The organism is Mycobacterium sp. E183 (genome assembly GCF_001667735.1).
Lineage (GTDB): Bacteria > Actinomycetota > Actinomycetes > Mycobacteriales > Mycobacteriaceae > Mycobacterium.
This window is the reverse complement of record NZ_LZJN01000061.1, coordinates 30,990-47,988: the sequence shown is the minus strand read 5'-3', so window position 1 is coordinate 47,988 and position 16,999 is coordinate 30,990. Positions and strand designations below refer to the sequence as shown.

At 71.2% G+C, this 16,999-nt stretch carries 4 protein-coding genes; all 4 read left to right on the top strand.

The features are described 5' to 3' along the window. Positions 1-757 (top strand): beta-ketoacyl reductase (locus A5691_RS06130; RefSeq protein ID WP_156734768.1); only part of this gene is annotated, 757 nt, incomplete at its 5' end. Beyond that, positions 754-7,230, top strand: coding sequence for a type I polyketide synthase (locus A5691_RS06125; protein WP_068266477.1), 6,477 nt, complete (start codon positions 754-756; stop codon positions 7,228-7,230). The genes A5691_RS06130 and A5691_RS06125, both read left to right, overlap by 4 nt. After that, complete coding sequence (locus A5691_RS06120) at positions 7,230-12,599, top strand: type I polyketide synthase (RefSeq protein ID WP_068017376.1); 5,370 nt, start codon at positions 7,230-7,232, stop codon at positions 12,597-12,599. Before A5691_RS06125 ends, A5691_RS06120 begins: the two co-directional genes overlap by 1 nt. Further along, positions 12,596-16,999 (top strand): type I polyketide synthase, encoded by a 4,404-nt coding sequence (locus A5691_RS06115; RefSeq protein WP_068017374.1) that lies wholly within the window; start codon positions 12,596-12,598, stop codon positions 16,997-16,999. Before A5691_RS06120 ends, A5691_RS06115 begins: the two co-directional genes overlap by 4 nt.

Genomic DNA, 16,999 nt, shown 5'->3' with positions numbered 1-16,999 from the left:
CGCCTCCATCTCCGGCCTCACCGGTTCGCGGTGGCTGGCCCACTACACCGCCACCAGCGGCTACCTGGACGCCCTGGCGTACGCGCGGCACGTGATGGGATTGTCGGCGACGACGGTCAACTGGGGACTGTGGAAATCCCTGTCCGACGCCGAGCACCAATTCGGCCAGGTCAGCATGGGTTCGGGGCTGGTGCCCATGAACGACGAGGTCGCCATCGGCGCTCTGCCGCGGGCCATGAGCCCCGCCGCAGGCGTGCATTCCATTGTGGTAGAAGCGGATTGGCCACTGCTCGCGGCCGCCTACCGCACCCGCGGCGCGCTGCACATCGTCGACGACCTGCTTCCGGTGCCCGGCGAAACCGCCATGCCCGCAAGCGAATTGCGCGTCGGCCTGAGTAAGTGCCCGCCCGAACGCCGCCACGACATGCTGCTGGACCACGTCGGGTTGCTGGCGGCCGGGGTGATGGGGCTACCACCCAGCGAGTCGCTGGATCCCTCGATCGGCTTCTTCCAGCTCGGAATGGACTCCCTGATGAGCGTCACGCTGCAGCGCGCGTTGTCGGACAGTCTCGGTGAATTCCTGCCGGCTTCGGTGATCTTCGACTACCCGACCGTGTACAGCCTCACCGACTACTTGGCGACGATGCTGCCCGAACTCGCCGAACCGGATGCCGAACCCGCCTCCGACGTCTACGACGAACTCACCGAAGCCGAGTTGTTGGAACACCTTTCGGAACGACTCAGAGGAACGCGATGACCACCTCGACACCGGACCGCCGGGCGATCATCACCGAGGCGCTGCACAAGATCGACGATCTGAGCGCCCGGCTGGAGATCGCCGAGAAGGCCGGCACCGAGCCGATCGCGGTGATCGGGATGGGCTGCCGGTTGCCCGGCGGGGTGGACAACCCGGACCAATTCTGGGAATTGCTGCGCGACGGGCGAAGCGGCATCGTGCCGGTGCCGCCCGAGCGCTGGGACGCGGACGCCCTGTACACCGACGACCACACCGTGCCGGGAACCATCTGCAACCGCGAAGGCGGCTTCCTTTCCACTTGGCAGCCGGACGAATTCGACGCCGAGTTTTTCTCCATCACCCCACGCGAGGCGGCGGCGATGGATCCACAACAGCGGCTGTTCCTCGAGGTGGCCTGGGAGGCGCTGGAAGACGCGGGGATTCCGCCGCATACCATCCGCGGCACCCAGACCTCGGTGTACGTCGGTGTGACGGCCTACGACTACATGCTCACGCTCTCCGAGGCGATGCGACCCGAGGAGCTCGACGCCTACGTCCTGACGGGCAACTCCGCCAACTTCGCCGCGGGCCGGATGGCGTATCTGCTCGGCGCACGCGGCCCGGCGATGGTCCTCGACACGGCGTGCTCGTCGTCGCTGGTGGCGATTCACCTGGCCTGCCAGAGCCTGCGCTGGAACGAAAGTGACACGGCCTTGGTCGGCGGCACCAACCTGCTGCTGAGCCCCGGCACCAGCATCGCCTGCTCACGGTGGGGCATGTTGTCGCCCGCGGGGCAGTGCAAGACCTTCGACGCCGACGCCGACGGCTACGTGCGCAGCGAGGGCTGCGGGGTGGTCGTGCTCAAGCGGCTGTCCGACGCGCAACGCGACGGCAATCGCATCCTCGCCGTGGTTCGCGGTTCGGCCGTCAACCAGGACGGCGCCAGCAGCGGCGTCACCGTTCCCAACGGCCCCGCGCAGCAGGCGCTGCTTCGGCAGGCGCTGACCTCGGCCAAGTTGACCCCGGCCGAGATCGACTACATCGAGGCGCACGGGACGGGCACGCCGCTCGGCGACCCGATCGAACTCGATTCCCTGAGCAAGGTTTTCGCCGACCGCGAGGGCCGCGCGCCGCTGGTGCTGGGGGCGGTCAAGACCAATCTCGGTCACCTGGAGGCGGCGGCCGGCATCACCGGGTTCATGAAGACGGTGCTGGCCGTCCGCAACGGTCGCATCCCGCGCAACCTGAACTTCCGCGAGCTCACGCCCCACGCCAGCGAGGACGTGTCGCGGCTGACGATCACCACCGAAGACATGGAGTGGCCGGAGAGCGGGCAGCCCCGCCGGGCCGGCGTGTCGTCGTTCGGCGTGAGCGGGACTAACGCGCATGTCGTGATCGAGCAAGCGCCGGAAGTCATTCCGGACCGCCGTGGCTCAGAGCCGGCGGTGTCGACGTTGGTGGTGTCGGGCAGGACTCCGCAGCGGGTGGCCGCGACGGCCTCGGTGCTGGCCGACTGGCTGGACGGTCCGGGCGCCACGCTGCCGCTGGCCGGCGTGGCGCACACCCTCAACCATCACCGGGCCCGGCACGCCGCGTTCGCCACGGTGGCCGCCGTCGATCGGGACCAGGCGGTCGCGGGGTTGCGCGCGCTGGCGGCCGGTGAGCCGGCCACCGGCCTGGTGGGTTGCCGCGAGGGCGCGGTCGGGCCGGGCACGGTGTTCGTCTACTCCGGGCGCGGGTCGCAATGGGCCGGCATGGGCCGCCGGCTGCTCGCCGACGAGCCGGCCTTCGCCGCGGCGGTCGACGAGTTGGAGCCCGATTTCGTTGCCCAGGCCGGGTTTTCGCTGCGCGAGGTGATCGCCACCGGCAGCGAACTGGTCGGCATCGAACAGATCCAGCTGGGCCTGATCGGCATGCAGCTGGCGCTGACCGCGCTGTGGCGCGCCCACGGCATCACCCCCGACCTGGTCATCGGCCACTCCATGGGCGAAGTCGCCGCCGCCGTGGTGGCCGGTGCGCTCACGCCCGCCCAGGGATTGCGGGTGACCGCGACACGATCGCGGTTGATGGCCCCGCTGTCCGGGCAGGGCACCATGGCCGCGCTCGAGCTCGACGCCGCCGCGACCGAGGCGCTGATCGCCGACCACCCGCAGGTGACGTTGGCGATCTACGGCTCGCCGCGCCAGACCGTCATCGCCGGACCGACCCAGGCGATCGACGACCTCATCAACACGGTCCGCGCGCAGAACCACTTCGCCGGCCGGGTCAATATCGAAGTGGCGCCGCACAACCCGGCGATGGACCCGCTGCAGCCACTGATGCGCGCGCAACTCGCCGATCTGTCCCCGCGCCCACCGACCATCCCGATCATCTCCACCACCTACGCGGACCTGAACAGCCGGCCGGCCTTCGACGCCGACCACTGGGCCACCAACATGCGCAACCCGGTCCGCTTCCAGCAGGCGATCGAAGCCGCGGCGGCCGAGCACCACACCTTCATCGAAGTCAGCGCGCACCCCTTGCTGACCCACGCCATCAGCGAAACCCTCGCCGACCGCGACGGCTACCTGAGCATCGGCACCCTGCAGCGCGATGCCCACGACACCCTGACCTTCCACACCAACCTCAACACCGCCCACGTCACGCGCCCGCCCCATACGCCGCATCCCCCGGGACCGCACCCCCCGCTACCGAAAACGCCGTGGCAGCACACCCGGCACTGGATCTCCCCCACCACCGCCGGCCACCACGCCCCGAACACCCACCCGCTGCTCGGGGCCGGCGTGACCGACCCCACTACCGGCACCCGGATCTGGGAATGCGAGCTCGGCCCCGACCTGCTGTGGCTCGGTGATCACGTCATCGACGATCTCTGCGTCCTGCCGGGTTCGGCCTACGCCGACATCGCGCTGGCCGCGGCGACGGACGCCTTCGGCGGCCCCGAGCACGAACCCTGGATGATCCGCGACCTCAGCCTGGACCACCTGCTGCACGTGGGCGACGGCACCGCGCTGGTGACGACGCTCGCCGGCGACGAGCAGACCTGTCGCGTCGAAATGCGCACGCACAACGCCGCTTCGGGATGGGTCAAACACGCCACCGCCACCCTCACCCGCGAAACCGAACGCGCGCTGCCGTCGCTGCCGGCCGACGAACCCGGCGTGACGGAGCTCGACCCCGACGAGCTGTATGAGCGGCTGCGCGGCGCCGGACAACAGCACGGCCCGGCCTTCCGCGGGATCGTGGGCCTCACCGTCACCCCGTCGGGAGCGGCCCGCGCGGACGTGCGCCTGCCCGCGTCGGCCAGGACCGGATCGCGCAACGTCGTGTTGCATCCGGTCATGATGGACATCGCCGTCCAGGCGCTCGGGGCCACCCGGGCCGCGATCGACCTGGCCGGCGGGCAGAACGCCCGCGAAATCATCGTGTTGCCAGCGCGTTTCGCGGGTGTCCACGTCTACGGCAACGTGGCAGACGGCGTGCGCTCGTTCGGCTCGCTGACCACCACCGGCGACCCCGACCGGCTGGTGGGCCACGTCGTCCTGACGGATCGGGACGGACGACCGCTGCTCGTCGTCGACGAGGTGGAGATGGCGGTGCTTCGATCGGGCCGGGGCACAACGGAACTCGGGAACCGGCTGTTCGCGCTGGAGTGGGAGCTCACCCCACTGGACAAACCGGCCGGCACGCTCGCCGGCGTCCTGCTGATCGGAGACGAGGACGACGCAGACCCGCTGCTCCCCGCGCTGCGGTCGGCGCTGAGCGACGGTGCGGCCGAGGTCGACATGGTTTCCCCGGCCGACCCTGCGGGGCTGCGCGCGGCGATCACCCGAACCCCGTGGGATGCCATCGCCGTGGTCTGTCCGGCACGGGCCGTCGACGAGTCGCTCGCGGACCGCGCCCAACTCGCCCTGGCGCAGGCGCGCACGCTGCTGGTCGCCGGCATCGCGAAGACGGTGACCAGGATGGGCGCCCGGAACAGCCCGCGGCTGTACATCGTCACCCGCGGCGCCCAACAGCTCGGTCCCGCCGATCGGGTCACATTGGCGCAGACGCAACTTCGCGGCATCACCAGGGTGCTGACCTTCGAGCACCCGGAACTCAAGCCGACCCTGATCGACACCGACGCCGACGGCATCGCCTCGGTCGCCGACCTGGCCGCGGAGCTGCTCGCCGGGTCCGACCACGACGAGATCGCGCTGCGCGACTCGCACCGATACGTCAACCGGGTGGTGCCCGCGCCCACCACGGCGACCGGTGACCTCGCCCCCCAGCCGCGCCGCACCGTCGTGGACCTGGACCGCGGGGAAGCTGTCCGGCTGCAGACCGATCAACCCGGACGGCTGGACGCCCTGAACCTCCACGCCGTTAAGCGGATTCCACCCGGGTGCGGCCAGGTGGAAGTCCGCGTCGTCGCCGCGGGCCTCAACTTCAGCGACGTGCTCAAGGCGATGGGCGTCTACCCCGGGCTCGACGGGGCGCCGCCCGTCGTCGGTGGCGAGTGCGTCGGCCTGGTCACCGCCGTCGGCCCCGACGTCGACTCCGTCGAAATCGGCCAGCGCGTGATCGCTTTCGGCCCCGGCACTTTCGCTTCCCACGTGACCACCCTGGCCGACCTCGTCGCGCCCGTCCCCGACGCGCTGCCCGACGGCGAGGCGGCCGCGTTCGGCATCGCCTACCTGACCGCCTGGCATTCCCTGTGCGAGGTCGGGCGGCTGGCCCCCGGCGAACGCGTGCTCATCCACTCCGCCACCGGCGGCGTAGGACTGGCCGCCGTTTCGATCGCCCGGATGCTCGGCGCCCGGATCTACACGACGGCCGGCTCGGACGCCAAACGCGAAATGCTGCGGAGCCTTGGGGTCGAGTACGCCGGCGATTCCCGCAGCGTCGATTTCGCCGACGAGATCCGCGACCTCACCGACGGCTACGGGGTGGACGTCATCCTCAATTCCCTTTCGGGCGAAGCGATTCACCGCGGTGTCAAGCTGCTCGCCCCGGGCGGCCGGTTCATCGAGCTGGGCAAGAAGGACGTGCACGCCGACGCCGGGCTGGGGCTGGCGGCCCTGGCGAAGAGCGCGTCGTTCGCCGTGGTCGACCTGGACCTGAACCTCAAACTGCAACCGGCACGCTACCGTCGCATGCTCGCGGACATCCTGCGGCATGTGGCGGAGGGCCGCCTGCAGGTGCTCCCGGTCACCGAGTTCGGCCTGCAGGACGCCGGCGACGCCTTCGCGCTGATGGCCTCCGGGCGGCACACCGGCAAGATCGTCGTCTCGATCCCGGCCGGCGGCCGCCTCGCCGCGATCGCCGCACCGCCACCGCAACCCCTGGTCAGCCCGGACGGCGGCTACATCATCGTCGGCGGCATGGGTGGCCTCGGCTTCGTCGTCGCGCGCTGGCTGGTCGAGCGCGGCGCGGGACTGGTTGTGCTGAACGGACGTTCGGGCCCCACCGGCGAGGTGGCCGCCACCATCACGGAGCTCAACGCCGCGGGCGGCCGCATCGAGGTGGTTACCGGCGACATCGCCGAGCCGGGCACGGCCGAGCGGCTGGTGCGCGCGGTCGAGGACGCCGGCTTCCGGCCGGCCGGGGTCCTGCACAGCGCCATGGTCCTCGACGACGAGATCGTGTTGAACATGTCGGAGTCGGCCGCCCGGCGCGTATTCACCCCGAAGGTCGCGGGCGGCTGGTTGCTGCATCAGGCCACCGCCCACCTGGACCTCGACTGGTGGCTGGCGTTCTCGTCGGTGGCCTCGCTGCTGGGCGCGCCGGGCCAGGGCTCCTACGCCGCCGCCAACTCGTGGGTCGACGGCCTGGTCGCCCACCGGCGCGCGGCCGGACTGCCCGCGGTCGGAATCAACTGGGGCCCATGGTCGGAGGTGGGCCGCGCCCAATTCTTCGCCGACCTCGGCGTCGCGATGATCACGGTCGAGCAGGGGCTCGAGGCCATGCAGCTGGCGTTGTCGGCCGACCGGGTCCGCACCGGCGTGTTCAGTCTCGACGCCCGGCAGTGGTTCCAATCCTTCCCCGCCGCGGCCGGGTCGTCGTTGTTCGCCAACCTGCAAGACGCGACGGGCGAGCGGCGCGGCGGCGGCGCCATCCGCACCGAACTGGACGCCTTGGACGCCGCCGGGCGCCCCGCCCGCCTCGCCACCGCGATCGCCAACGAGATCCGGGCAGTGCTGCGCTCGACCGAGCCGATCGACCCGGGCCGCCCCATGCAGTCGCTCGGCCTCGACTCGCTGATGGCCCTCGAACTGCGCAACCGGCTCGAATCCAGCCTGGGCACAACGCTGCCGGCCGCCCTTGTGTGGGCGTACCCGACGATCACCGACCTTGCCGGCGCGCTGTGTGAGCGGCTGGGTTACGCGCCGCTCACCGACGGCGACGAACCGTCCGACGGGGACACCGCCCTGTCGGACGAGGAGATGGAATTGCTGTCCGATCTGGTGGCGGCAAGCGAGTTGGAAACCGCAACGGGGGGCAGTGAGTAATGACGAGCATTGCCGAACGCGCAGCGCAGATGTCACCGAAGGCGCGCGAGGTCCTGGCACGTGAGCTTGTCCGCGCGGGAACGGCGTTCCCGACCGACATCGCCGAACCGGTGGCGGTGGTGGGCATCGGTTGCCGGTTGCCCGGCGCCGTCGCCGGGCCGGAGAGCTTCTGGCAACTCCTAGTCGACGGCCGCGACGCCGTCGGCGAGGTACCGGCGGACCGGTGGGACGCCGACGAGTTCTACGACCCCGACCCCCAGGCGCCGGGCCGGATGACGACGAAATGGGGCGGCTTCGTCGACGACGTCTCCGGATTCGACGCCGACTTCTTCGGCATCACCCCCCGCGAAGCGGTCGCGATGGACCCCCAGCAGCGCATGCTCCTCGAGGTAGCCTGGGAAGCGCTCGAACACGCCGGCCTGCCCCCGGATTCGTTGAGCGGCAGCCGAACCGCCGCGCTGATGGGCATCTCGGCATGGGACTACACGATCCTCAACCTCGAGCGGCGCGCCGAGATCGACGCATACATGAGCACCGGGAACCCGCACAGCGCGGCGGTGGGCCGCATCTCCTACCTGTTGGGGCTGCGCGGCCCGGCGGTCGCCGTCGACACGGCGTGTTCGTCGTCGTTGGTGGCGATCCACCTGGCCTGCCAAAGCCTGCGGCTGCGCGAGAGCGACGTCGCCCTCGCGGGCGGGGTGCACCTCTCCCTGTCGCCGTTCACCAGCATCGCGCTGTCAAAATGGTCCGCTTTGTCACCGACGGGCCGCTGCAAGACCTTCGACGCCCTGGCCGACGGGTTCGTGCGCAGCGAGGGCTGCGGGGTGGTGGTGCTCAAGCGGCTGTCCGACGCCACCCGCGACGGCGATCGTGTGCTCGCCGTGGTGCGCGGGTCGGCCATCAACTCCGACGGCCGGTCCAACGGCATGACGGCGCCCAATGCGGCGGCCCAGCGCGACGTGATCACCACCGCGCTGCGGCAGGCCGACGCCACGCCGGACAGCGTCAACTACGTCGAAACCCACGGAACCGGAACGATACTGGGTGACCCCATCGAGTTCGAGGCGCTGGCGGCCACCTACGGACGCGGCGAGGGCGGCTGCGCGCTGGGATCGGTCAAGACCAACCTCGGGCACCTGGAGGCGGCCGCGGGCGTCACCGGATTCATCAAGGCGATCCTGGCGGTGAACCGGGGGCTCATCCCGCCCAACCTGCACTTCACCCGGTGGAACCCGGCGATCGACGCCTCCTCAACGCGGCTGTTCGTGCCGACCGGGCGCACGCCGTGGCCCACGGCGGGCCCGCGCCGGGCGGCGGTGTCGTCGTTCGGCCTGAGCGGAACCAACGCGCATGTGGTGATCGAGCAGGCGCCCGATCAAGCACCGGCGCAGCCGCATCCCGCGCCCGCGTTGTCCACCCTGGTGGTGACGGGGAAGACGCCGCAGCGGCTGGCGTCGATGGCCGCGACGCTGGCCGACTGGCTGGGCGGTCCCGGCGCGGCGACGCCGCTGGCCGATGTCGCGCACACGTTGAGTCATCATCGCGCCCAGCACAACTGGCGCGGAGCCGTCGTCGCCCGCGACACCGCCGCCGCGGTGGCCGGGCTGCGCGACCTGGCCGCCGGCGCGCCGGCGCCGGGCGTGCTCGCTCCCGTCGAGGCCGCCCGGCGCACCGGCACGGTCTTCGTCTACTCCGGCCAGGGCGCGCAGTGGGCCGGCATGGGCCGCCGCCTGCTGGCCGACGAGCCCGCCTTCGCGGCCGCGATCGCCGAACTCGAACCCGACTTCGTTGCCCAGACCGGGTTTTCGCTGCAGCGGACCCTGGCCGACGGTCAGCCGGTGGTCGGCATCCAGAACATTCAGCCCGTGCTGGTGGCCATTCAGCTCGCGCTCACCGCGCTGTGGCGCCACTACGGGATCGAGCCCGACGCGGTGATCGGGCACTCGATGGGCGAGGTCTCGGCCGCCGTGGTGTCCGGCGCGCTCACGCCGGCCGAAGGGCTGCGGGTGATCGCCACCCGGTCGGCGCTGATGGCCCGGTTGTCGGGCCAGGGCGCGATGGCGCTGCTCGAACTGGACGCCGAGGCGACCGGAGCACTGATCACCGACTACCCCCAGGTGACGCTCGCCGTGCACGCCTCACCGCGCCAATCGGTCATCGCCGGGCCGCCCGAACAGGTGGACGCGGTCATCGCGGCCGTCGTCGCCCGAAACCTGCTCGCGCGGCGGATCGAAGTCGACGTCGCCTCGCACCACCCGATCGTCGACCCGATCCTGCCCGAACTACGTTCTGCGCTCGCCGATTTGGAACCTAAGGCGCCGGCCATCCCAATGCTCAGCACGACCACGGAAGGGCCCACGCCGCTGCCCGACGCCGATTACTGGGCCGCCAACCTGCGCAACCCGGTGCGCTTCCACCAGGCCGTCAGCCGGGCCGGCTCCGACCGGCACACCTTCGTCGAGATCAGCCCCCACCCGCTGCTCACCCACGCCATCGCCGACACGCTGGGGGCCGAAGCCCGCCACGTCATCGGCACGCTGCACCGCGACACCGACGACACCACCAGCTTCCACACCCAGCTGGCCGCCGTCGCGCAAACCCCGCCCGGCGCCGACCACGGCCGTCTGGCCGACATCCCGGTGACGCCCTGGCGGCACACCCAATTCTGGGTCGCCGACCGGTCCGCGATGTCGGAGTCGGTCTCCGCCCACCCACTGCTGGGCGCGCACATCGAGGTTCCGTCCAGCCGCGACCACGTGTGGCGGGCCGACACCGGCACCGCGGTCTCCCCCTGGCTCGCCGACCACAAGGTGTTCGGTCAGGCCGTCATGCCCGGCGCGGCGTTCGCCGAAATCGCCTTGGCCGCAGCCAGTGAAGCGCTGGGCGTGCCGGTTGCGGGCATCTCGATCAACCAGCTCGAGGTCGAGCAGATGCTCACCCTCGGCGACCACACCCAGCTCACCACCCAGCTGACCCGCGGAGCAGACGACAAGACCCGCATCGAGATCTACTCGCGATCGTCCGGCGGCTGGGTCAGACACGCCACCGCCAGGGCCGAGCTGCGGACGTCGGACGCCCGCCCCGACCGGCCCGCGCCCCCCGGGCACGGCGACACCGAGATCAAACCGGCCGACCTGTACGGCGTGCTGCGCCACGCCGGCCAGTACCACGGCCCCGCCTTCGCTGCGCTCGCCACCATCCACCGGATGCCCGGCGGGTTCGTCGAATCGGAAATCATCCTCCCGGACGAGGCGCCGCGGCATCCCGCGTTCCGGCTGCACCCCGTCATGCTGGACGCCGCGCTGCAGAGCCTGGCCGCCGCGATGCCGGACGACGAACTCGCCGGGTCCGCCGAAGCCAGTTACCTGCCGGTGTCCTTCGACGCCATCCGGGTCTCGGGCGACCCCGGCCGGCGCGCCCGCTGCCGGGTCCAGCTGACCAACCTCGACGAGGGCGGCGTGGGCAAGCTGGGCAGAATCGTGTTGACCGACGACGCCGGAACGGTCACCGCGGAGATCAACGACATCTACCTGCGCCGCGTCGAGCGGCGCAGCGTGCCACTTCCCCTGTCGCAGAAGGTATTCGACACCACCTGGGTGTCCCGGCCGATCGCGGCCGCCGGCTCCGAAGCCCCCGGCAGCTGGCTGGTGCTCGCCGCCGCCGAAACCCGCGAGGGCGCGGCGGCGTTCGCCACGGGCTGGCGCTCACCGGCGCGCCGGGTGGTCACCGCCGACCTGTCCGACGAGTCCGCCATCCTGTCCGCATTCGCCGACGCGGCCGGCGATCCCGAGCGCCCACCCGTCGGCGTGGTCGTGTTCGTGGCCCCCAACCCCGGCGTCGGCGACGACGGCATAAGCCGGGCGCGGGAAACGGTCTGGGCGGTGTCGACCGTCATCCGCGCGATCGTCGGCGGCTGGCACGGTCGATCGCCGCGGCTCTGGCTGGTCACCCAGGGCGGCCTGGCGGTGCACGAGGAGGCAGGCCAGCCCGGGGTCGGCGCGCTCAAGGGACTGGTGCGGGTGCTGGCCTACGAGCACCCCGAGCTGCGGACCACGCTGGTCGACCTCGACGGCGATCCCGCGACAGCGCTCAACGCCGAACTGTCCGAGGCGGTTTCGGGGCAGGTCGACGACGTGGTCGCGTGGCGCGGCGGGCAGCGCTACACGGAACGCCTCACCCGGGCGGCCATCGGCGAACGCACCACAGGGGACGTCGTCCGGCGGGGAGCGTCCTACATCGTCACCGGTGGACTCGGTGGCCTCGGCCTCGTCATGGCGCGATGGCTGGTGGACAGCGGCGCCGCGCGACTCGTCCTCAACGGGCGCAGCGAACCGTCGGAGCAGCAGCGCGCGGTCCTGGCCGAACTGGAGCGCACCGCCGAGATCGTCGTGGTGACCGGCGACATCGCGACCGAAGGCGTCGCCCAGAAACTGGTGACCGCCGCCGGCGAATCTAACCTGCGCGGCGTCCTGCACGCGGCCGCCGTGCTCGACGACAGCCTGGTGTTCTCGATGACCAGGGAGAGCGTCGAACGGGTGTGGGCGCCCAAAGTCACCGGGGCGCTGCGACTGCATCAGGCCAGCGCCAGTTGCGACTTGGACTGGTGGCTCGGGTTTTCGTCCACCGCCTCGATGCTGGGCGGCCCGGGGCAGGCCTCGTACGCGTGCGCGAGTGCCTGGCTGGACGCCCTGGTCGACTGGCGGCGGGCGGCGGGCCTGCCCGCCGCGGTGATCAACTGGGGCCCGTGGGCAGAGGTCGGGCTCGCCCGCACGCTCGCCGGCGGCGCGCTCGATCCCATCACTCCCGCCGAGGGCGCCGCGGCGATGGAGCCGCTGCTGGCCAGCGGCAGATGCCACACCGGCGTCGGCCGGCTGCGGCCCGACCGGGCGCTCATCGCCTTCCCCGAAATCCGCGAACTCGGCTACTTCACCAACGTGGTCGCCGAACTGGAGGCCGCGGGCGACGGCGGCGACTGGGCGGGCCCCGAGGCGCTGGACGGGCTGGAATCCGGTGCGGCGCAAGCGCTGATGACCGATCGGCTGCGGGCACGCATCGCCGCGGTCATGGGCTACGCGGATCGATCGGCCGTCGACCCGAATGTTCCCCTCATCGAGCTCGGGATGGATTCCCTGATGGCGGTGCGCATCCGGAATTCGGCACGCGCGGACTTCGGGGTCGAGCCGCCGGTGGCACTCCTGTTGCAAGGGGCGTCGCTGCACGACCTCACGGCCGACCTGGTCCGCCAGCTCGGCCTGGCCGGCGATGCACAGGCACTCGAGCAGGAAGACGCGGTTCGCGACCGGGCGCAGCAGCGCGCGGCCGCGCGCCAACAAGCCGCACTGCGGCGGAAGCGAGGACACCAAGCATGAGCACGACCTCGACGGAGTTGCCGCCCAACGCGATCGCGGTGGTCGGCATGGCCGGACGATTCCCCGGCGCCAACGACGTGTCGGCGTTCTGGGACAACCTGCGCCACGGCAAGGAGTCCATCACCACGCTGTCCGAGCAGGAGCTCAAAGCCGCCGGGGTCGGCGACGACGTGCTGGCGAACCCGGCGTATGTGCGGCGCGCACCGATTGTCGACGGGGTCGACGAATTCGACGCCGAATTCTTCGGCTTTCCGCCCCAGCTCGCCCGGATGCTGGACCCGCAGCACCGGTTGTTCCTGCAGTGCGCGTGGCACGCGTTCGAGGACGCCGGCTGCGACCCCGCCCGGTTCGACGGTTCGATCGGCGTGTACGGGACCAGCTCGCCCAGTGGCTATCTCCTGCACAATCTTTCGTCACATCGCGCCCAGGACGCCTTCATGGGGACGGGTCTGAACTTCGAGCAGTTCAACCTGTTCCTGCAGAACGACAAGGACTTTCTCGCCACCCGGGTGTCCCATCAGTTCGATCTGCGCGGCCCGAGCATCACGGTCCAGACCGCGTGCTCGTCCTCGTTGGTCGCGGTCCATCTCGCGTGCCAGAGCCTGCTCAGCGGGGAATGCGACCTGGCCCTCGCGGGTGGGGTGTCGCTGTCGGTCCCCCACCATGTGGGGTACTGGAATTCGCCGGGCTCCATGGTGTCCGCGGTCGGCCATTGCCGGCCCTTCGACGTGCGGGCCGACGGCACCGTCTTCGGCAGCGGCGTGGCCATCGTGGCCCTCAAGCCCCTGCAGGCCGCCCTCGACGCCGGTGACCGCATTCACGCCGTCATCCGCGGATCGGCGATCAACAACGACGGATCGATGAAAATGGGCTACGCGGCACCGAATCCGGCCGCCCAGGCCGACGTGATCGCGGAAGCCCACGCGGTGGCCGGCGTCGACGCGTCGACCGTGAGCTATGTCGAGACACACGGGACCGGCACGCCGCTCGGCGATCCCATCGAGGTCCAGGGTCTGCGCTCCGCGTTCGCCGTGTCGCAGGCGCCCCGGCCCGGCCCCTGCGTGCTCGGGTCGGTCAAGTCGAACATCGGCCACCTGGAGGTGGCGGCCGGCGTGGTGGGCCTGATCAAAACCATTCTGTGCCTGAAGAACAAGGCGATCCCCGGGACGCTGCACTTCACCAGCCCGAACCCGGAGCTGCACCTCGACGAGACCCCGTTCACGGTGCGCAGCACCTACGGGGCGTGGGATTCCGAAGGTGCGCGGCGGGCCGGCGTCAGTTCGTTCGGGGTGGGCGGCACCAACGTCCACGTCGTGGTCGAGGAGGCGCCCCACGTTCCGGACCGCGCCGCGCCACCCGGTCCCCAGGTGCTGCTGCTGTCGGCGCAAACCACGGCGGCGCTTGAGCAGTCGCGCGCCGCACTGGCCGACGCGTTGGCCGGCCCGGACGGTCCCGAGCCGGCCGACGTCGCCCACACCCTCGCCGGACGCCGCAAGCACCGCCTCACCATGGCGGCCGTGGTGCACGACCGCGATCATGCGGCCACCGTGCTGCGGGCCGCCGAACACGACAACGTCTTCGTCGGCGAATCCCTCGCCGGCGGCGAAAACCCCGCGGGGCGGGTGGTGTTCATGTTCCCGGGGCAGGGCGCCCAGCACGTCGGCATGGCCAGGGGCCTCTACGACACGGAGCCCGCGTTCGCCGAACACTTCGACGCCTGCGTCGCGGGATTCGGCGATGAGATGGGCATCGACCTGAAGGCGTTGATATTCGGTGACGCCGCAACCGACCTGGAGCGCATCGACCGCTCCCAGCCCGCCCTGTTCACGGTGGAATACGCGCTGGCGCGGTTGGCCGAACACTACGGGCTGCGTGCCGGGGCGTACATCGGTTACAGCACGGGTGAGTACATCGCGGCCACGCTGGCCGGGGTGTTCGGCCTCGAGACGGCGATCACGCTGGTGGCCTTGCGCGCCCGCCTGATGCACGAGTCCCCGCCCGGTTCGATGGTCGCCGTCGCGCTGGGCCCCGACGACATCGCTCCCTACCTCACCCCGGGCGTCGAGCTTTCCGCGGTCAACGATCCCGGCAACTGCGTCGTCGCCGGGGCAGGCGACGAGATCCGCGCGTTCACCCAGCGGCTCCGCGAGGCGGGCATCACCGCCCGGCGCGTGCGGGCGACACACGCATTCCATTCCAGCGCAATGGATTCGATGGCGGCCGAATTTCAGCAGTTCCTGTCCGGCGTCGAGCTGCGCCGCCCCGACACGCCGCTGCTCAGCAACCTCACCGGGACCTGGATGTCGGACGAGCAGATCACCGACCCGGCCGGCTGGGCCCGCCAGATCAGTTCCACGATCCGGTTCGCCGACGAGCTCGACGTGCTCTTGAGCGATCCGGGCCGCGTGCTCGTCGAGGTCGGTCCCGGCGGCAGCCTGACGGGCTCGGCTTTGCGGCACCCGAAGTGGTCGAGTGGCCACCGCGCGGTTCGCCTGATGCGACATCCGATTCAGAACGTCGACGACCGGGACACCTTCCTGCTCGGGCTCGGCCAACTGTGGGCGGCCGGTGTGCCCGTCGATTGGGAACCGCTGACCGGGCCGACGCCCAGGCTGGTCTCCCTGCCCGGTTACGCCTTTGCCCGCGAACGGCATTGGGTCGACGCGAAACCCCTCGCCTGGCTCGACCGGTCCACCGAGACTCCCGAAGCCCCGGGCGCTGCCGCCAACGGCGCCGATGCGTCCACGAACGGGCATCAATCGCACACCGAGGCGACGCTGCGGCAGATCTGGATGCAATGCCTGGGCCTGAACTCGATCGGCCGCAACGACAACTTCTTCGACCTCGGCGGCGACTCCCTGATCTCGATCGGCATCGCGACCAACGCCGGCAACGCCGGGCTGGATGTCACGCCCCAGGATCTCTACGGCAACCCGACATTGGCCACCCTGGCGGCCCACGTCGACGCCAAATACGCGGCGGGCTCGCTGGCGAAAGCGCCCGACGCCGCGTCCCGTCCGGCCGTTCCTCCGAACGTCGCGCAGTTCCTCGAGAGCGGCGTGCGGCGGGCGGGGCGCTGGCGCGTGCCGTTGATCCTGCGCCTCGATCCGACGGTCAGCCTCGACGACGTCCGGGCGGTGCTGACCGCCGTGACCAACCACCACGACGCGTTGCGGCTACAGCTCGTCGAGCACGCCGGGACCTGGGTCCAGTGCGTCACGGAGGCAGCCGAATTCGATCATCTGTCGTCGCGGACGCTGCCCGGCACCGATGCCGACACGCAGCGGGCGGCGGTGCTCGACGTCGTGGCCGAGCTCACGGCACAGGACGACCTCGCCGCGCCGTTGACCGCCAGCCTCCTCTCTGGCCCCGGCGACGCGCGCTACCTGACGTTGTCGCTGCACGAGGCCGTCGCCGACACCGCCTCCCGCGAGATCCTGGTCGCCGACATCTTCACCGCATTCACGCAACGGCTGGTGGGAGAGGACATCTCGCTGCCGCCGACCACCACCTCGTGGCGGGACTGGTCGCTGCGCGTCGCCGGCCTCGCCACCCACCCCGCGGTCCTCGGTACGAGCGACTTCTGGCTGGAGAGCTCGGGCCGCGCGACGCTGCGGCCGGCGGACCCGGAAGTCACCGACCGGCCCCTGGGCGACGACCTGGCCAAGGTGCCGTCGGCGCTCACCGTCGAGCAGACCTCCGAGGTCGACGATGTGCGGCGCGCGCTCGGCTGGTCGATCGACGAGATCCTGCTCGCGGCGCTCGGCAGGACCATCGCCGAGACGATCGGCACCGGCGTCCTCGCCGTCGACCTGGAGGGGGCGGGCCGTTCGGTGTTGCGGCCGGACGTGGACCTGCGCAGGACCGTCGGCCGGTTCACCACGATCTATCCGGTGCCGCTTCGCTGCGCGACGAGCGACGACACCGGCGCGAGCGAACTGCTGACCGACGTGCGCGACACCCTCAAATCCGTTCCGCACCATGGGATCGGATACGGGCTGCTGCGGCACCTCTACGCGCCCACCGCACGCGCACTCTCGGCCGTGCCGCCCGCCGACGTCCACTTCCGGTACGTCGGCATGATCCCCGAATTGCCGCCCATCGACGCGCCGGTGCAATTCGACTCGGACGCGGCCATGCCGGTGCGCGACACGATCCCGGGCCTGGGCCATGCCATCGAGCTTCGGGTGTACCGCCACTCCGGCGTGCTGCACCTCGACTGGTGGTACGACACCCGCCGGGTGCAGGGCGCGCGCGCCGAAGCGCTGGCGCGGCGCTTCCCATTGGCGCTGCGGGAGCTGATCGGGGACGCCATGTCCGCCGCTTCCGGCGACGGCGACCTCGGCTCGCAGCAGGTGGAGTTGGCATTGGTGGACTTGTCGGCCCTGGATGCGAGCTGA